Source organism: Paracoccus sp. DMF-8 (assembly GCF_029309835.1).
GTDB lineage: Bacteria > Pseudomonadota > Alphaproteobacteria > Rhodobacterales > Rhodobacteraceae > Paracoccus.
Genome location: NZ_JARJHL010000017.1, coordinates 355,708 through 373,377 on the forward strand (window position 1 = coordinate 355,708; position 17,670 = coordinate 373,377).

The 17,670-nt window shown below is 65.7% G+C and carries 20 protein-coding genes and 1 pseudogene; 6 read left to right on the forward strand and 15 right to left on the reverse strand.

Going from position 1 to position 17,670, the window contains the following annotated elements:
* Positions 1-5: 5 nt before the first annotated feature.
* Both PE067_RS19790 and PE067_RS19800 read left to right on the forward strand, forming a co-directional pair.
* Positions 6-170 (forward strand): hypothetical protein, encoded by a 165-nt coding sequence (locus tag PE067_RS19790; protein ID WP_276191452.1) that lies wholly within the window; start codon positions 6-8, stop codon positions 168-170.
* Between the two features lie 23 nt (positions 171-193).
* Positions 194-920: pseudogene (locus tag PE067_RS19800) on the forward strand (FAD:protein FMN transferase).
* Between the two features lie 486 nt (positions 921-1,406).
* Here PE067_RS19800 and PE067_RS19805 read toward each other — a convergent pair.
* The 7 genes from PE067_RS19805 to PE067_RS19835 all read right to left on the reverse strand — a co-directional run bounded on the left by PE067_RS19805 (position 1,407) and on the right by PE067_RS19835 (position 4,412).
* Positions 1,407-1,886 carry a hypothetical protein gene (locus PE067_RS19805; RefSeq protein ID WP_276191454.1) on the reverse strand — a complete coding sequence of 160 codons (480 nt, stop codon included), beginning with the start codon at positions 1,884-1,886 and terminating at the stop codon, positions 1,407-1,409.
* A gap of 161 nt (positions 1,887-2,047) precedes the next feature.
* Complete coding sequence (locus PE067_RS19810; protein ID WP_276191456.1) at positions 2,048-2,251, reverse strand: hypothetical protein; 204 nt, start codon at positions 2,249-2,251, stop codon at positions 2,048-2,050.
* Positions 2,252-2,266: 15 nt separating this feature from the next.
* Complete coding sequence (locus PE067_RS19815) at positions 2,267-2,503, reverse strand: hypothetical protein (protein ID WP_276191457.1); 237 nt, start codon at positions 2,501-2,503, stop codon at positions 2,267-2,269.
* Between the two features lie 165 nt (positions 2,504-2,668).
* A complete protein-coding gene (locus PE067_RS19820; protein WP_276191460.1) occupies positions 2,669-2,866 on the reverse strand; it encodes a hypothetical protein in 198 nt (65 codons plus the stop codon).
* Positions 2,844-3,524, reverse strand: a complete 681-nt coding sequence (locus tag PE067_RS19825) for a hypothetical protein (RefSeq protein ID WP_276191462.1) — start codon at positions 3,522-3,524, stop codon at positions 2,844-2,846. Before PE067_RS19825 ends, PE067_RS19820 begins: the two co-directional genes overlap by 23 nt.
* The gene (locus PE067_RS19830; protein ID WP_276191463.1) at positions 3,473-4,105 is read right to left on the reverse strand and encodes a hypothetical protein; all 633 of its coding nucleotides are present in this window, start codon (positions 4,103-4,105) and stop codon (positions 3,473-3,475) included. The genes PE067_RS19825 and PE067_RS19830 overlap by 52 nt, the downstream gene beginning before the upstream one ends.
* Entirely contained in the window at positions 4,083-4,412 is a 330-nt protein-coding gene (locus PE067_RS19835) for a hypothetical protein (protein WP_276191464.1), read from the reverse strand. The genes PE067_RS19830 and PE067_RS19835 overlap by 23 nt, the downstream gene beginning before the upstream one ends.
* Here PE067_RS19835 and PE067_RS19840 point away from each other — a divergent pair.
* Complete coding sequence (locus PE067_RS19840; protein WP_276191465.1) at positions 4,404-4,760, forward strand: hypothetical protein; 357 nt, start codon at positions 4,404-4,406, stop codon at positions 4,758-4,760. The genes PE067_RS19835 and PE067_RS19840 overlap by 9 nt on opposite strands.
* Before the next feature lie 436 nt (positions 4,761-5,196).
* Here the strand turns inward: PE067_RS19840 and PE067_RS19845 are convergent, their stop codons facing one another.
* From PE067_RS19845 to PE067_RS19880, 8 genes are read right to left on the reverse strand one after another with little or no spacing between them, the layout of a single operon-like run.
* The gene (locus PE067_RS19845; protein WP_276191467.1) at positions 5,197-5,922 is read right to left on the reverse strand and encodes an aldolase/citrate lyase family protein; all 726 of its coding nucleotides are present in this window, start codon (positions 5,920-5,922) and stop codon (positions 5,197-5,199) included.
* 11 nt (positions 5,923-5,933) lie between these two features.
* On the reverse strand, positions 5,934-6,992 hold the full coding sequence (locus tag PE067_RS19850; protein WP_276191468.1) for an Ldh family oxidoreductase: 1,059 nt from the start codon (positions 6,990-6,992) through the stop codon (positions 5,934-5,936).
* Between the two features lie 11 nt (positions 6,993-7,003).
* On the reverse strand, positions 7,004-7,969 hold the full coding sequence (locus tag PE067_RS19855; protein ID WP_276191469.1) for a phosphoglycerate dehydrogenase: 966 nt from the start codon (positions 7,967-7,969) through the stop codon (positions 7,004-7,006).
* A 4-nt stretch (positions 7,970-7,973) separates the two neighbouring features.
* Positions 7,974-8,855: a dihydrodipicolinate synthase family protein gene (locus PE067_RS19860; protein WP_276191471.1), complete on the reverse strand. Its 882-nt coding sequence runs from the start codon at positions 8,853-8,855 to the stop codon at positions 7,974-7,976.
* The gene (locus PE067_RS19865; protein WP_276191472.1) at positions 8,855-10,525 is read right to left on the reverse strand and encodes an ABC transporter ATP-binding protein; all 1,671 of its coding nucleotides are present in this window, start codon (positions 10,523-10,525) and stop codon (positions 8,855-8,857) included. The genes PE067_RS19860 and PE067_RS19865 overlap by 1 nt, the downstream gene beginning before the upstream one ends.
* Positions 10,518-11,429, reverse strand: a complete 912-nt coding sequence (locus tag PE067_RS19870; RefSeq protein ID WP_276191473.1) for an ABC transporter permease — start codon at positions 11,427-11,429, stop codon at positions 10,518-10,520. The genes PE067_RS19865 and PE067_RS19870 overlap by 8 nt, the downstream gene beginning before the upstream one ends.
* A 14-nt stretch (positions 11,430-11,443) precedes the next feature.
* Complete coding sequence (locus tag PE067_RS19875) at positions 11,444-12,355, reverse strand: ABC transporter permease (RefSeq protein WP_276191475.1); 912 nt, start codon at positions 12,353-12,355, stop codon at positions 11,444-11,446.
* A gap of 53 nt (positions 12,356-12,408) precedes the next feature.
* Complete coding sequence (locus PE067_RS19880) at positions 12,409-13,929, reverse strand: ABC transporter substrate-binding protein (RefSeq protein WP_276191476.1); 1,521 nt, start codon at positions 13,927-13,929, stop codon at positions 12,409-12,411.
* 341 nt (positions 13,930-14,270) lie between these two features.
* On the opposite strand from PE067_RS19880, the gene PE067_RS19885 reads away from it, so the two are divergent.
* The 3 genes from PE067_RS19885 to PE067_RS19895 all read left to right on the forward strand — a co-directional run bounded on the left by PE067_RS19885 (position 14,271) and on the right by PE067_RS19895 (position 17,616).
* A complete protein-coding gene (locus tag PE067_RS19885) occupies positions 14,271-15,470 on the forward strand; it encodes an exo-alpha-sialidase (RefSeq protein ID WP_276191477.1) in 1,200 nt (399 codons plus the stop codon).
* Positions 15,467-16,417 (forward strand): 4-hydroxythreonine-4-phosphate dehydrogenase PdxA, encoded by a 951-nt coding sequence (gene pdxA, locus PE067_RS19890; RefSeq protein ID WP_276191478.1) that lies wholly within the window; start codon positions 15,467-15,469, stop codon positions 16,415-16,417. The genes PE067_RS19885 and pdxA overlap by 4 nt, the downstream gene beginning before the upstream one ends.
* Positions 16,418-16,506: 89 nt before the next feature.
* The gene (locus PE067_RS19895) at positions 16,507-17,616 is read left to right on the forward strand and encodes an iron-containing alcohol dehydrogenase (RefSeq protein WP_276191479.1); all 1,110 of its coding nucleotides are present in this window, start codon (positions 16,507-16,509) and stop codon (positions 17,614-17,616) included.
* Positions 17,617-17,670: the final 54 nt, after the last annotated feature.

The following is a 17,670-nucleotide window of genomic DNA, read 5'->3' on the forward strand; positions in this document are numbered from 1 at the left end:
TGCCCATGTCCCTGACACGCCGCCGTTTCATCGCCCTTTCCGCCGTCGCGGCCAGCCTGCCCGGCGCAGCCGCCGCCCGCCCCGCCCGGCACTGGACCGGGCAGGCGCTTGGCGCGCGCCTCGATCCGGCGGATCACCCCGGGCCGGGGCGATCACCGCCCCTTGCCTGACCGAGATCGAGCGGCTGGAAAACATCCTCAGCCTCTATCGCCCGGACAGCGCGCTGTCGCGCCTGAACCGCGACGGCTATCTGGATGCCCTGCCGTTCGAGCTGCTGGACTGTCTGGCGCAGGCTGAGGCGGTTCACCGTGCCAGCGGCGGGCTGTTCGATGTCACGGGTGCAACCCTGTGGACGCTATGGGCGCAAGAGGCCGCAACGGGCGCCGCCGCCCCGGCCCTGCCGCGCGCCGCGCGGCGCTGGACCTGACGGGGATGCAGCGGATGCGGATCTCGCCCGCCCGCATCGCCATGCCGCGCGGCATGCAGTTGACGCTGAACGGCATCGGTCAGGGCTATGTCGCCGACCGCATCGCCGCCCTGCTGCAGGCGCAGGGGCTGACCAATATCCTGATCGACACCGGCGAACATCGCGCCGCAGGCACCGCCCCTGACGGCACCGGCCCTGGCCGATTCCGCCCCGAAGGCAGCAGCCGCGCCATTCCGCTGACCTCGCGGGCGATGGCGACCTCGGCCCCGCGCGGCACCTGTTCGATGCCGCGCAACGCGAGCGGCCATATCCTCGACCCCGGACCGGGGCGCCCGTCGCCGCGTCGTGGGCCAGCGTGACCATCTCTGCCCCCCATGCGGCGCTGGCGGATGCGCTGGCCACGGCGGCCTGCCTGTGCCGTGACGAAAAGGAACTGTCGCGGATGCTGGCCACCTTCCGCGACTGCCGTGCAGAGGCGATCAACGCAACATAGGCCATCATCAGGCAACAGGATCAGGGGTCTGACGCTGCGCCCCTGCCTTTCAGCGGAACGGCAGAAGCGACAGCGCCCCCATGCCGTCAGGATCGCGGCCCGCTGCGACAGATCCCCGACAGCCCGTCTCGCGGCCATCGCTGTGGCCGGGGCCGTCCTGCTCTGGCGATGAAGCGGGAACCCGTCCTGACGTCAGCGACATGATTCCCGGCGGGAAAGCCGCCTGTCCTGCAACCGTTCGACAAGGATTGATCGGGGCCGCTGGCAGCCCGATCAGGACGCTGGACGGGCCCGCGATCCGAGGCCCGGCACTTCGGACCCCGGCACTTCGGCCCCGGCACGTCAGACCCTTGCGGTTTCTTTTCCAAAGACCGCGCAGCAGCGCCAGACGTTCATCGCTGAAATCACCGGCGCGCGGGGTCAGCCCCGTGATCTCGCGCACGAAGAACTGGCGGAGATCTGCGCGCACTCGCACGGGCAGCAGCTTCACCCTTGCGGCGGATGCACCGGCGCCAGCAGCAGGACGCTGCGCGTGGTCTCCATTCCCGAAGATCGGTGTAGCCGAAGGCCACCGGCTGACAGGCAAGAATGGCCCCGTGCAGCACAGCAAGGTCGGCCGCCGCAGCCTCGGGGACATCCTCCGAGCCAGTATTGCGCCGGGCGCACGTCAAGCACCTGATAGATGCGGGCAAGCAGCGCCCCTTCGGGATCGAGGCGTAACCTGTCGATCGCGGCATGGGCCACCGCCGCCGTGACCGGATCGCCACGATAGCCCGCAAGCGCCAGACCGCGCAGCGCCGCATCGCGCAGATCGGGGTCCATGACCGGCACCGGAGCCGGCATGGCGCCGGCAGCAGCGCTGTTCCGCAAACCGATCATGGCGGCGAAACCGGCAAGCCGGGTGCCCAGAGCGCGGCGCGTCGGGGACGGGATCAGGGGCGAGGGCGGGGTGCGACCGGGTCGCATGGCGTATCCTTTTGCGGAATTGAAGGTGCCCCTGCATCGCGCTGGCAGCGGGCTTTCCGGTCCAGAGCTTTCAGAACCTTTGCCTGAATTCCGGGCCGCATGTTGCATTTGCGCCGGCCTACCTGCCCCGCTGCGCATCGGCCTGAAATATCAGCTTGTCGTCAGGACATCGGATGCGCCAGCGTGAATGCCAGCAGGCAATAACCAGCCATGCGAAAACTGCTGGCTTCTTGCGGCAGAATGTGGCGAACACGGCAATCGCGGTTGCGGTCGGCGAGCCATTGGCGTTGCGCGTCCTGCACCCCCTCGGCACCCTTCTTCGCGGCATAGGCCGCCACGCAGATTGCATCGGCGCGGGCCAGCACCGGAAAAGGCGCAGATCACCTGCGCCGCCTGTCCGGGTCCGCTCCGCAATCCAAGCTGGGGCCGTCGTCGCGAAGGAATTCGGCCGGAACCCCGGCAAAGGGATCGGCGGTAAGAAACAGGTCGTCGCCGGTCAGCGCCCGCCACGGTGATTGCAGGCCAAGGGCGTTATGTTCGGTGACGACAAAGGGCGCGCTGCCATTGACCTCCAGTGTGATTGTCGTAGTTCGGAAAATCCCCTCCCATCGTGACATGCCATTCCGCACCTGCCTGCCGGAGCTTGCATTCAAACGGTCCACGCCCGCTGACGTTCCATTCCACCGTGATGCCGTCCGCATCGACGGCGCCCCGGACACGGCCCCAGGGCGATCCACCGCGGCCAAAGGCGGCCAGATCTGCAGGGTCGCCGAGATCCGGGGTCATCTGGGGCGCGAAATCATCCGGTAATCATCGGCAGCGCATGCGACCATCAGGACATAATCGCAGACCAGCGCCCTCCAGCAGGCCGATCTGCCGGACCTTGCGCGCGACTGATCCGCCAGCAATGCCAAGCCATTGCCGAACAAGGGGGCGGCCCGGTCGACCATCAGGAATTCATCGGGGCCCTTGCCAAGCATCTCGACCAGAAACTCCGGGCCGAACCTGCCAATCCGCCATCCTTGCCTGAATGTCGCGGATCGATTCCCGCGCCAGATCGTAAAACAGGTTTGCGACCAGTTCGATCCCGGCCTGACCGAGATTGCCGGCGCCTTCGGGATATTCGCGGTTGAAGGGGGCATGAAATCCCAGTTCGGCATCGACATGCAAATAGCGGCTTGGTTGCCACATGACAGCGCGGATGGTCTGACGCCTGCACCTTGACCAGGCCAGCGCGCAGGCGGACAGGCAACTGTCGCCGGGGCCGACATAGGTGGCCGCGCTGTGGTTCTGGATGATGTCCGACAGGGCCAGGCCTTCCTGATAGTTGCCGCCGGGGCTGTCGAAACTGACGATCAGGGATTGCCACCCGTGCTGGCGGTCGCCTGTATATGCGTCGCTTTCAAGCAGATCGGTCAGCCGCTGCGCATCGCCTGCCTCGATCGGGCCGGAAACATGGATATGTTGCAGCCCGGCGAAATCGAACCCAGCAAGCTGCGGAACGACCCCCTCCATGGTGGTCCAGGTAAAAGGCGTCACGAACGGCGTGGTGATCTGCGAGGCAAAGCCGATCTCTGCTGCCGGTGCTAGCGCCGGGAAAAGGCAAAAAGCAGCGGCCAGGATGTCGGTTTTCGGCATGTCTCCCCTTCCTCGGTCGGTTTCAGTTTGGGATCGTCAAGGCCATAGCCGACCCCGGCCATGTCGAAACCCGCAGACATCTGATCCAGCACCTGCCCGTAAAGCAGTTCAAAATCGGCGATATGCTTGCTGAAATACTGGCAGGCCACGTCAGGGTTGCAGGCGATGTCAACGCAGGTCGACAACTCGTCATAAAATGACGTGACGGTCAGGATCTGCGCCTGCAGGTCGCTGGAAGTCTGACTGTTGACCCTGACGATCTTTTCGGCCAGTTCGCCGATCTGATCGCGGCTCAGGCCGCCCTCATCCCCGAAACTGGCCAGTTGATCGCGATATTGCAGCCATGGGGCGGTGATGGCGCGCCGCGCCTCAAGCATCTCGGCATGGTTGAAACGCTCGACAAAGGACAGGGTTTGGTCGACGCCACGGTCGAACCGGGCGATGGCCATTTCGATCAGCACATAAAAGATGCCAAGCGCCGTCACCATCAATGTCAACAGCTCGATCAGATTCCAGTCCCGCCCGCGCCCGGATGGCGTGGGTCGAGGCGCCGCCAGACTAGCTTGCCGGACATTGGCCAAGGTCGATCCTGACCGGATCGCTGCCGCCATTGGTGTCGCGGTCAAGTTTCAACTGGTCCAGCAGGCAGGCGATCTCGTGTTTCGTCAGGATCAGGATCGGCAACCCTTGTCCGATCACTGGGGTGGGGCTGCCCGGCGACGCGGCCAACTGCGTGGATTTCAGGTCATCGACACGCGCGACGATATCGGGACAATTATCCAGCTTGAGAAGCACCGGGTCGGTGGTCAGCCTTTTATCCAGTTCCACGATATTGATCAGGCAGTCGGCCCTTTCCCGTGGAATGAACAGCAGCCGGTCTTGCGCCATGACCGCATTGGGCAGCGCCAACATGGCCGTGAATGCCACGCAGATCATGCGAATTGCCGATGTCATTTTGCGCTGTGCCATGGGCAGATTATTGCCACATCGGTTGATAAAATAAATAACAACCTATGGGTTTTCATTGCCGTTTTTGCGAAAAACGAAAGACGAGATGATTGCCGCGATCAGAAAATTCAGCATTTATCGTATCTTACGATCATTCGTGGATTGCATCATATGGCCGGAAATTTGTTTGAACAGGGTGCCTTGCCGCCTGATCCGCCCCATGATCGCATTTTTCAGGGGGAATGCGGCGCGTCCTGTTTCAATATCCCGACCGCCTCCCCGGAATGAGGTCATATCATCTCGAACGGAATGGATCGCGCGATACGTATCGCAGCATTCACGGAAAGCGGACGGTTCGCACCCGGTCGGATCGCCGGGAGCTTGCGGGGGCTGTTTTACGGCGCCGGGTTCCGGGCACGGCCCTTGCGCGCGACGTTCATCCATGACACCGTCGGCAACAAAGGGTTTATCGTCCCAATGAATGGCTGCGAACTGACGCCGCGCAAATGGCAGGGGAGAGGCCGCCCGGCTCGGCATCTGTCCGGAAAACGCGGACCGAATGCTGCCCGTATATTTTCCTGACCGCGCGGCGCATGTCTGGCTGGACCCGATCCCGCCCGTCGCGGGGCCGGAGCCTCGGACAGGTGCGGCCTTGCCCCGCATCATTGACCGGGCTGCTGCCGGGCTGTCGCCAGATGCTGCCGGGCGGCCTGATCGAGATGGTTCAGATCCGACGAAATCGAGGCGAAGGTAAAGCCTTCGTCCAGCCGCCGCCGGGCCACAGCCCCATCACCGGTATGGATGCCGGTCGCGATGCCCGCCCGTCGGCCCGCCTCGCGGATCCGGGCCAGCGCCGCCTCGAAGGTCTCGGCATGGGCGGGATCGGTGATGGTTTCGCCCCCAGTGCCAGCATCAGATCGCCCGGCCCGACATAAAGCCCGTCCAGTCCCGGAACGGCGGCGATGGCGTCCAGATTGTCCAGCCCCTCACGGGTCTCGATCATCGCGACACAGGCAATTTCGGCATTCATGCCCGCCGTGCGCGGACCCGAGCGCAGCCCGGCCCGCATCGGACCATAGCTGCGCCCGCCCTCGGGTGGGAAACGGCAGGCGCGCACGGCGGCAGCCGCCTGTTCGGGGCGGTCGATCAGCGGCACGATGACGCCCTGCGCCCCGGCATCCAGCGCCTGACCGATCAGCGCCGGATCATTGGCGGCCACGCGGACCATGCCGCCACAGGCGGTCCCGGCCAGCGCGGCACCCGCATCGACGCCGATCAGCCCGTTCAGGATCGCCGGATAGTCCAGAAACCCATGCTGGGCGTCAAAGCAGACATAGTCATAGCCATGCCGCGCCGCGCGTTCCTGCACCGCCGGCACCGGCAGTTGCGTCCAGTATCCGACGATGCGCTCTCGCGCCCGCAGCCGTTGCGCCAGCGTCCAGCCTGCCATGTCGTCCCCGTTCACACCGTTTCGACGGCGGCCAGTGCCGGCGGCACGGCGACCGACAGCTTGCCCGCCTGCTCGATCAGCCCCGCGAGGATGCCGGGATAAAGCGTGACCCCCTGTTCCAGCGCCTTGCGCCTGCGCGCCAGCGCCGCCTGCCCCGGCATCCGCACCGGATTGCCCGGATCGCGGGCGGGCGTGGCCAGACAGGCATCGACCAGCCAGCCGGTCTGGCGCAGGAACGCATCCGCCCCGCCAAAGGCCGCCGGGTCGTAGACCGAGATCGTCACCGCCGCATTCGTCCCCTTGGGCGCGTCGGCGCGGCCATAGCCCGCCAGCCCCTGCGTGATCGCCTCGACCGACAGCGCCATGCCGTAGCCTTTCTGCCCGTGATCCAGCCCGCCGGTCGGCAGCAGCGTGCCGCCCTCCAGCACGGCCTTGGGATCGGTGGTCGGCTGGCCTGCGGCATCGACAACCCATGGGTGTTCATAGGCCCGCCCCTCGCGGATCATGCGCTGCGCCATGTTCACCGTGGTAATCGAGGCGGAAATATCGATCAGGATCGGATCGTTCGGCGTCGGGATGCCATAGGCGACAGGATCGGGCGTGAACACGCCTTTCAGCCCGCCAAAGGGTGCCACCTGCGCGCCAGAGGGCGAGGACGAGGCGATCGAGATCATCAGCCCCTGATCGGTCGCGTCGGTCAGATAGGCGGCCAGCGCGCCGATGTGATGGCTGTCGCCGATCACCAGCGTCGCCGTGCCATATTGGCGCGCGCGTTCGCAGGCCAGCCTGACGCCTTCGGCCACCAGCCAGGCGCCCGGCAGGCGCTGGCCGCGCCAGCAGATCGCCGCGCCCTTGTCCGAGACCGTCTCGGGCACGCCATCGCGCGTCATCACCCCGTCGGCGATGCTTTGCAGATACCACGGCGCCAGCGCAAGGCCGTGGGTGGTGTGGCCCATCAGGTCGGCCTCGACCAGATATTTCGCCACGGCTGCGGCCTTGTCATCCGCCAGCCCGGCGGCGCGGAACAGATCGGCGGCAAAGCCGCGCAGGGTTTTGGCATCAACGGTCATGTCCCGCCCCCTCACTTGCCAAAGACTTCGGGATTGAGGACCCGCGCCGGGCGCCCGCCCGCCATCAGATCCTGAATGTCGGCGATGTTCATCAGCCCGACGTTTTCGACCGCCTCGACGGTATCGGCGCCGTTATGCGGCATGAAAACCGTGTTCGGCGCGGTAAAGATCGGATGGCTGCGCTCCGGTGGCTCGACCACATAGGCGTCGATGGCGGCCCCGCCCAACTGGCCCGAGGTCAGCGCAGCGGCCACCGCGTCCAGATCGACCACCTCGCCGCGGGCAAGGTTCAGCAGCCGCGCGCCGGGTTTCATCCTTGCAATGGTTTCGGCATTGATCAGCGCGGCATTGTCCTTGCCGCCGAAAATATGCAGCGACAGATAGTCGGATCCGGCGAGCAGCCCGTCCATATCGGTCAGTTCGATGCCGTGGGCGGCGGCGAAATCCGCATCGGCCCAGGGGTCCGAGGCGATGATCCGCATCCCCAGCCCCTGCGCCTTCAACGCCAGATTGCGGCCGATATTGCCCAGCCCCAGAATGCCCAGCACCTTGCCGCCCAACTGGCTGCCGACCTTGCGGTCCCAACCGCCCGTCACCACCGTCTGATGCCCGGCGGGCATGTTGCGGGCCATGGCGAACATCATGCCAAGCGCCAGTTCGGCCACGGCATCCGCGTTCGCGCCGGGGGTGTTCAGCACCGGCAGGCCGCGCCGGGTGCAGGCCGGAATGTCGATATTGTCGACACCGACGCCGTGTTTCAGCACCGCTTTCAGGCGGCTGCCCTGCGCCAGCAGCGCATCGGTGGCCGGGACAAGCCCCACCACCAGATAATCGGCGCGGGCGATATGATCCCAGACCCCGCCATCCTTCAGGTCCGGGTTCGAACAGCGGATCAGTTCCCAGCCCAGTTCCTTCAGCTTTGCCTCGACGCGCCCGATGCGGCCGAAGCTGGGAGAGGTGGTTACAAGAACGGTCATGGGTCTACACCAATTCGTATTTCACAAGGATGTCGTGGATCTGCGCGTCCTGCGCCGGATCGGGCAGCAGCGCGGGCTGGCGGCTGGCGCCGACGGAATTGTCCATCAGAAACAGCGCGCGCTTGACCAGCGCCGGCGGATAGCCAAGGCCGTAAAGATCCTTGCGGAAATTGCCAAAGATCTCTTGCTGACGCGCAGCCTCGGCCTGATCGCCGGCATTGAAGGCCCGGATGATGGCCGCCAGCACCTCGGGCAGCACATTGCCAAGGCCCGAGATGCAGCCCGCCGCGCCGTTCTGCAACGACCAATGCACCAGATGGTCGGGGCCGGAATAGACCGCGAAATCCGGCGTCTCATGGCCCACGGCCAGATATTGTTCCAGCGTTTCCTGCGCGCCGCCGGAATCCTTGATCCCGGCGATATTGCCATGCGCGGCCAGCCTGCGGGCGGTTTCGGGTTCGATATGGTTCTGGGTGCGGGCCGGGATGTCATACAGATAGACCGGCGCCTTGACCGCATCCGCCACCGCCGAGAAATGCCGCACCAGCCCGTCCTGTGTGCAGGCGATGAAAAAAGGCGTGATGACCGCGATGCCATCGACGCCGATGCGGTCGAATTCGCGGGCCAGCTTGATGGTTTCAAAGGTGGCGGGCATGCCGGCATTGACGATCACGCGCGCGCGGCCTGCGACCTCGTCCACCACTGCCTCGGTCAGCGCCAGTTTTTCGTCATAGGTCAGGGCGGTGAAATCGCCGTTGGTGCCGGCGCACATGATATTGTTGCCGGCCTGAACCTGCCTGCGCACCTGCGCGCGGGTGGCGTCGAAATTGATCGTCTCGTCATCGTTGAAACAGGTGACAAGCGCGACAAAGGCTTCTTTGGTCATCAAGGGCTCCGAAGTGAGGGCGGATCGTTCCGCCGCAGAATTCCAATGGGTTGCAGGACAAGCGCCAGACGCGCCTGACGGCGGGCGGCCTGCACGGCGGGATCGGGATCGAGACCGGCGGCCAGCAGCGCCTGCGTATAGGGCTGGCGCGCTGCGTCAAAGATCTGGCGGACGCTGCCCTGTTCGACCACGCGGCCCTTTTGCATGACCATGACGTGATCGGCAAAATCGCGCACCACAGGCAGGTCATGGGCGATAAAGATGAAGGCGATGCCCATCTCGCGCCGCAGCCTGTCCAGAAGGTCGATCACCTGCGCCTGAACCGAGACATCCAGCGCCGAAACCGCCTCGTCGCAGACGATCAGCTTTGGCTCCAGCGCCAGCGCCCGGGCGATGGCGATGCGCTGGCGCTGCCCGCCGCTGAACTGATGCGGATAGCGCGCGGCATGTTCGGGCTTCAGCCCGACCTGCGCCAGCAGCTCAGCGACCCGCGCCTTCCAGCGCGGGCGGGGCAGGATGTCGGGATGGATCACCCATGCCTCGGAAACAAGCTGGAAAACGGTCATGCGCGGGTTCAGCGATTGCGTCGGATCCTGAAACACCATCTGCAGGTCGCGGCGCAGGGCGAACAGTTCCCTGGGCGGCATGGTCAGCAGGTCGCGGCCCTGCCACAGCGCCTGTCCGCCATCGGCCTGATCCAGCCGCAGCAGGATCCGCGCCAGCGTCGATTTGCCCGAGCCGCTTTCGCCCACCACCGCCATGGTTTCGCCCGGCATCAGGTCAAAGCTGATCCCGTCCAGCGCGGTGAAACCGCCATAGCTTTTGCGCAGGTCGCGCACGCTCAGCACCGGCTGGACCGGCGGCAGCGGGTCGTGCATGACGCCCTTGCCGGGCGCGGCGCCGATCAGCTTTTTCGTATAGGGATGGGCGGGGTTGGCATAGACCTGCGCGGCGGTGCCGGTCTCGACCACCTCGCCCGCGTTCATCACCACCACGCGGTCGGCGATTTCGGCCACGACGCCCAGATCATGGGTGATGATCAGCACGCCCATGCCGGTTTCGGCCTGCAACTCCTCCAGCAGCGACAGCACCTCGGCCTGCACGGTCACGTCCAGCGCCGTGGTCGGTTCGTCCGCGATCAGCACATCGGGCTTCATCGCCAGCGCCATGGCGATCATCAGCCGCTGACGCTGCCCGCCCGAAAACTGATGCGGATATTTCCGCAGCGCGGCCTGTGGTTCGGGAATGCCGACACGGGTCAGCAGCCGCAGGGTTTCGGCCCTTGCATCGGAACCGGCGGTGCCGTGGGTCGTCATCGCCTCGGCGATCTGCCAGCCGACCGGATAGACCGGGTTCAGGTGGCTCAGCGGATCCTGAAAGATCATCGCGATGCGGCGGCCGTTGATCCGGCGCCGCTGTTCGTCCGACAGCGCCAGCAGATCCTGCCCGTCAAAGCGGATCCGGCCCGAGGTGATGCGGCCCGGCGGCATGTCGATCAGGTTCATGATCGCCGAAGCCGATACCGATTTTCCCGAACCGCTTTCACCAAGGATCGCCAGCGTCTCACCCCGGTCCAGATGAAAGCTGACGTTCTGGACGGCCTTCACGGTGCCGGCGGCGGTGTGGAATTCGACCGAAAGGCCCTCGACCTGCAACAGATGCTCAGTCATTCTTGCGTCCCCGCATTTCCAGCCGCCAGCGCTGCACCGGGTCCAGCGCGATGCGCAGCCAGTTCGACAGCAGGTTCAGCGACAGCGTGGTCAGGATGATGGCCAGCCCCGGCCAGAAGGACAGCCACCAGGCATTGGCCAGGTATTGCTTGCCCTGCGCGATCATCAGCCCCCAGGTGATCTCGGGCGGCTGGATACCGATGCCAAGGAATGACAGGCTGCTTTCGGCCAGCATGACAAAGGCGAAATCCAGCGTGGCGATGGTCACCAGCGTCGGGACCACCACCGGCAGGATGTGGCGGAACAGGATGCGCCGCGAGGGCGCGCCCATGACCTGCGCGGCCTGCACGAACATGCGCTCGCGGATTTCCAGCACCTCGGCGCGGGTGGTGCGCAGATAGACCGGGATGCGGGTGATCGCCAGCACGATGACCAGATTGGCGACCGAAGGCCCAAGGATATACAGCACCACCACCGCCAGCAGCAGCGACGGAAAGGACATGATGATATCGGCAAGACGCATGATGACCTCGCCCGTGCGCCGGCCGGCATAGCCCGCGACCAGCCCCAGCGTGGTGCCGATGATGGCAGAGCCAAGCACCGCACCCGCCGCGATCAGCACGGTGTTCTGCGCCGCCACGATGATGCGCGCCAGCAGCGGCCGCCCCAGCGCGTCGGCGCCCATGACCCAGACCCAGCCGCGCGACAGGTCGAATGGCGGGGCGTTGCGGCCGCGCAGGTTCTGTTTCGTCGCCAGATCGCCGATCAGTGCCGGGCCGAACAGCGCCATCAGCAGGACGACCAGCAGAAAGATCGCCGCGCATAGCGCGAATTTGTCGGCCCACAGCATCCGGGCATAGCGGCGCAGCGCGCCCGGCTCGTCCATGACGGTCGTATCGGTCATCGCCCTGCCCCCCATCAGTGCCGGATGCGCGGATCAAGCAACGCATAGGCGATGTCGATCAGCACGTTCATCAGAAAGATCGCCAGCGCCGTGACCATGATCGCGGCCATGACCACGTTGAAATCGCGTTGCAGGATGGAATCGATCATCAGCTTGCCGACGCCGGGAAAGCCGAAGATGGTCTCGATCACCACGGCGCCGTTCAGCAGCGCCGCCGCCTGATCGCCGATCACGGTAATGACCGGCAGCATGGCATTGCGCAACGCATGGACAAAGATGATCGGCCGCGCCCGCACGCCCTTGGCCCGCGCCGTCTTGACATAGGCCGAACTCAGCGCCGTCATCATCGCCCCGCGCACCACCTGCACGATCAGGCCGAAAGGCCGGATGAACAGCACCGCGACCGGCAGGATCCAGTGCCAGACCGTTCCCGTCCCCGAAGTCGGCAGCCAGCCCAGCGATACCGAAAAGATGACGATGCCGACGATGGCGACCCAGAAATCCGGCGCCGAAGCGCCGATCAGCGACAGGATCGAGGCGACACGGTCGAACAGACCGCCACGCCACGCCGCCAGCGCGCCGATGATGATCGCCAGGATGGTGACGATGCTCATGGTGATCAGCGCCAGTTGCAGCGTCCAGGCAAAGGCTTCGGTGACCACCTCGATCGCCGGCCGCGCCTTGCGCAGCGAATCGCCGAAATCCAGATGCAGCAGGTCGCGGACATAATGGCCGAACTGCACCAGCAGCGGATCGTTCAGCCCGTGCAGGGCGCGGAACTGCTCGCGCATCTCGACGGTGGCATCGACCGGCAGGAACAGCGCCGTGGGATCGCCCGTCAGCCGGGACAGGAAAAACACCAGCACCACCAGCCCGATCAACGAGATCAGGCTGCCGACGGCGCGTTTTCGCAGGAATGTCAGCATGATGCCCTCCGGTCCCTGCCCTGACCGGCGCCGTGGCCGGTCAGGGGGCTGGCTTAGTGAAAGCCGATTTGCGACAGTTGCAGTTGGCCGTTGGTGGCGATGCTGGGCCGGAAATCCAGCCGTTCGGCAACCCGCGCATAGCCGACCATGTGGAACAGCAGCACATCGGCCACCACCTCGTCATGCAGATAGGCGACCAGTTCCTGCCACAGCCTGACCCGCTCGTCCCCGGTCGCCGCCGACGCGCGGGCGATCAGGTCGTTGGCCTTGGGATCGGCCATGCCCGATTGCAGCCCCTCGCTGTCATATTTGAAATACATGGTGAAAGCCGGGTCGCCCCTGCTGTTGTCATGCATCGCGGCCAGCATGTAGGGGCCCTGATCCTTGGGGTAGGGTTTGGTGTAAAAGGATTCGTGTTCCGCCACTTCGTAGAATTGCAGCTTCACGTTGAAACCTGCCTCGGTCAGCATCTGCTGCATCGCCTCCATCACCTCGGTGACGTTGGGATATTGCGCGGTGCGGGCGATCAGCCGGATTTCGGTATCGACCGGCACCCCGTCGGCCTTGGCCTCGGCCAGCAGCTGCCTTGCCCCCTCGGGGTCATAGGCGGGCACCTGGACAGCGGGGTTCGATCCGGCGGTGGTCGGCGGGAACAGCGCCACGGCAAGCTGCGCGCCTTCGGGCAGCAGCGTGCCGATAAAGGCCTCGCGGTCGATGGCCATGTTCAGCGCCTTGCGCACCCGCACGTCATTGATCGGCGCCACGTCGTGCATCAGCCGCAGATAGACGGTTTCAGGATCCAGATAGGGGAAATCCGTCGCCGGGTTGGTCGCGTCGATCAGCGAGATCGAGGGCGCCAGATCCGCCTCGCCGGTCTGGACCATGGCGGCCCGCACCGCCGGGTCCGGGCGCACGACATAGGTGGCCGATGTCACCTGAGGTTCGGCGCCCCAACAACCCTCGCGGCGGGTCAGCACGATCCGCTGGCCGGGGGTCCATTCGCTGACCGCATAGGGGCCGGTGCCGACCGGGTCGCGCACGAATTCGACCGGCGTTTCCGCCGGAACGATGGTCACCATCGACAGCAGCAGCGGCAGGATCGGCTGCGCCGGATCGGCCCTGAAGTCGATGGTGTGGTCATCCACCACCACCGCCTCGACCGTCATGCCGCCGAAATAGCGCGGGGTTTCGCAACTGATCTGGTCGCTCATCGCGCGGTCGAAGGAATGTTTCACATCGCCCGCATCAAAGGCGCTGCCGTCCGAGAAGGTCACGCCCTGCCGCAGGTGAAAGCGCCATGAGCCGTCGGGCTGCTGTTCCCATGTTTCAGCCAGACGCGGCTGCAGGTCCCCGCCGTCATCCCGGGCCTGATATTCGGTCAGCGTCTCGTTGACGTTCTGAAAGATCACCCGCCCGATGTTCGAGCGCGTGGCCATGCACGGCTCCAGCAGGTCCACGTCCTCTGGCAGGACGATCCTGATATCCGTCCCGGCGGCCCGCGCCGGCATCGCCGCGGTCGTCGAAAGCCCGGCCAGGATCGCCGCCGCGCCCCAGGCAAGAATGCGTTTCCCCATAGTCTCCTCCCCATCTGCATACCGGGCGGAAGCCATTTCAGGCAGCCCATGCCACTGCCACGGATCACCGGGAAAGACCCGGCAGGACGCGCCCGCAGCGATTCATCTGCGCCCTCTCCTCGGTCGGCAGAGTGCCAATCGCTGTACCAATTTGTCAATAAATTGTTTTACGCGAGAATGAAAACCGCCCTGAAATAATTACATTATACTGATATTTAATGTTTTTTTATTGTTATTGATATTATTTTCTATCGAATACTGTAAACTGCAACTTGACAACTGTGCCCGCTATGCTGTTTCTGATTCCTGCCGCGGCCCCGCCTGCGGCAAGGAGGAAACAGATGTCACCCGAAGAAATCGCCCAAGGCATGACCGGGCTTGTCTCGGCCACGGCGCCCGGCCGCTCCGAGGCGCTGCTGCCTTCGCCCATGGTGCAGAACCATGCGGCGTTCCTGCATATGTCAGCGGATGGCACGCTGTTCTGCCTGTGGTTCGGCGGCTCGCTGGAGGGGAAATCCGACATCTCGATCCACGCCTCGGCGCTGCTGCCCGGCGCAGAACGCTGGAGCGCGGCGCAACAGCTCAGCCATGACCCCGACCACTCCGAACAGAACCCGGTGCTTTTTGCGACGCCGGATGGCCGGCTCTGGCTGTTTCATACGTCGCAGGCCGGCGGCAATCAGGACGGTTGCCGGGTCCGCATGGTGCCCTTGACCCGCGACCCCGCCGATCCGGCGCGGCTGATCCCCGGCGCGGGGCGTTTTCTGGACGATCTGCCGCCGGGCTGCTTCGTGCGCGCCCCGGTCACGCTGCGCGCGGACGGCGCATGGCTGCTGCCGATCTTTCGCTGCATGCCGCGTCCCGGCCAGAAATGGACCGGCAGCCATGATGTCGCGACGGTCGGCGTTTCCACCGACGACGGCCAGACATGGCACCTGCAGGAGGTGCCCGGCTCGACCGGATCGGTGCATATGTCCCCGGTGCCGCTGGCTGACGGCAGCATGCCGGCCTTTTATCGGCGCAGGCAATCCGACCGGGTGCATAGCAGCCTGTCGGTGGACGGCGGATTCAACTGGTCGGCACCGGAACCGACCGACCTGCCGAACAACAATTCCTCGATCGCGGCGACGCGGCTGCGGGACGGGCGGCTGGCGCTGATCTGCAACCTTGCATCCGCCGCCACATCGCCCGACCGCCGCGCATCGCTGTATGACGAACTGGGCGAGGATGACACCCGCCCCGATGCCGACCCGGCGGGCGGCTGCGTGCCGATCTGGGGCGTGCCGCGCGCGCCGGTCGCGGTCTGCCTGTCGTCGGACGGCGGCCGCAGCTTTCCGCAGCGGATCGTCATCGAGAACGGCCCCGGCACCTGCACCAGCAACGATTCGACCGATGGCCGCAACAGGGAACTGTCCTATCCCTGGCTGCTGGAAGGCCCGGATGGCAGCCTGCACATCGCCTATACCTATCACCGCCGCGCCATCAAATACGTCCGGCTTGCGCCGGGCTGGGCGGACGCAGAACCCGCGAGGAAAGCATGAGCGACATCATCGGCATCACCATGGGCGACCCCTGCGGCGTCGGCCCCGAAATCAGCGTCAAGGCCCTGGCCAGCATGACGCCGGATGACCGGGCCCGGACCCGCATCTATGGCAACCGCGCCACGCTGGAGGCCGCGAAGGCGGCCGTCGGCTGCGACGTGGATCTGGACGGCCATGTCGTCGATCTGCCGGTCGCGGGTGCGCCCCTGCCCTGGGGCCAGTTGTCGCCCGCTGCGGGCGACGCCGCCTTTCGCTTCATCGAGGCTGCTGTCCGCGACGCCGAGGCGGGCGAGATTGGCTGCATCGTTACCGCCCCCATCAACAAAGAGGCGCTGAACGCCGCCGGCCACCATTACGACGGCCATACCGGCATGCTGCGCAGCCTGACCGGGTCGCAGGCGGCCTATATGCTGCTGGCCTCGGACCGGCTGAAGGTGATCCATGTCTCGACGCATGTGTCCTTGAAGGACGCCATCGCGCGGGCCTCGACCGAACGGGTGCTGGCGACGATCCGGGCCGGCAATGCGCATCTGAAACGCATCGGCATCGCCAGCCCGCGCATCGCCGTCGCCGGCATCAACCCGCATTGCGGCGAAAACGGCCTGTTCGGGACCGAAGACGACGACCATATCGCCCCCGCCGTCGCCGCTGCCCGCGCCGAAGGGATCGACGCGCAAGGCCCGATCTCGGCCGATACGGTGTTTCACCGCGCCTATAACGGCGCCTTCGATCTGGTCGTGGCGCAATATCACGATCAGGGGCATATCCCGATCAAGCTGGTGGCTTTTGACGATGCGGTGAACGTCTCGGTCGAGCTGCCCATCGACCGCACTTCGGTCGATCACGGGACCGCTTTCGACATCGCGGGCAAGGGCATCGCCAACCACGGCAACATGAACGCCGCCATCGCCTATGCGCGCAAACTGGTCGCTGGCAAGCGCGCCTGACGCCCGGAACCACACCCAGACCCACGCCCCACCAAGGCGTCACCACCCGCCCATGCCGGGCATTATTCGCTATCATCGGGGAGGCTCGCATGACCTTGGCTCGCAACATTACCCTGCATCTGCCCAAACGGCTTGAAATCGGCGCCGGCGCCGTCGCCATGGTCGGCGCATGGGCGCCTGATGCAAAAAATGCTTTGGTGTTGACCACGCCCCATACCGTGGGTTTCGTCGAGCGGCTTGGCCTGACTGGCGCGATCACGATCTTTGACGACATTCCGGGCGAGCCGGACATCGCCTGTTTCGACCGCGCCATGGCCGCCGCCCGCGCAGCCCGCCCCGATCTGGTCGTCGGACTGGGCGGTGGCTCGGTCATGGATCTGGCCAAGCTGGTCGCAGCGATGTGGGATGGCGACCAGACGCTGGCCGATGTCGCGGGACCGAACCGGGTCGCCGGGCGCAACACCCGGCTGGCGCAGGTCGCCACCACCGCCGGCACGGGTTCCGAGGCCGGTATCCGCGCGCTGATCACCGATCCCGGCGTCGGCAACAAGATCGCGGTCGAAAGCCCGCATCTGCTGGCCGATCTGGCGGTGCTGGATCCCGAACTGACATTCACCGTGCCGCCCGCCGTCACCGCCGCCACCGGCATCGACGCCATGGCGCATTGTGTCGAGGCTTTCACGAACAGGAACGCCCATCCCGTCATCGACGGCTTTGCCCGCATGGGTATCGCGCTGGTCGGCCGCTATCTGGCCCGGGCGGTGCGCGACGGCGCGGATACCGAGGCGCGCGAGGGGATGATGCTGGCCTCGTTCTACGGCGGCATCTGCCTTGGGCCGGTGAACACGGCGGCGGGACATGCGCTGTCCTATCCGCTTGGCACGCTGCTGCATCTGCCGCATGGGCTGGCCAATGCGATCATCTTTCCCCATGTGCTGGCCTTCAACGAAAGCGCGGTGCCGGAAAAAACCGCCGAGGTGGCGGCGGCGCTTGGCCTTTCGGGACAGAATCTGTTGCCCGCCGCGCATGGGTTCTGCACCGGTCTGGGCATCGAGATGCGCCTGTCGGCCCATGGCGCGACCGCAGACCAGCTTGCGCGCTTCGCCGGTGACGCCCACGCCATCCGCCGTCTGATGGACAACAACCCCCGCGACATGAGTGTGGACGATGTGCTGGCGATCTACCACGCCGCCTATTGAGCGCGGCGGCCCCGGTCCGGTGCGCCCGGGCCGGGGCATCCGCTATCGCCGGTT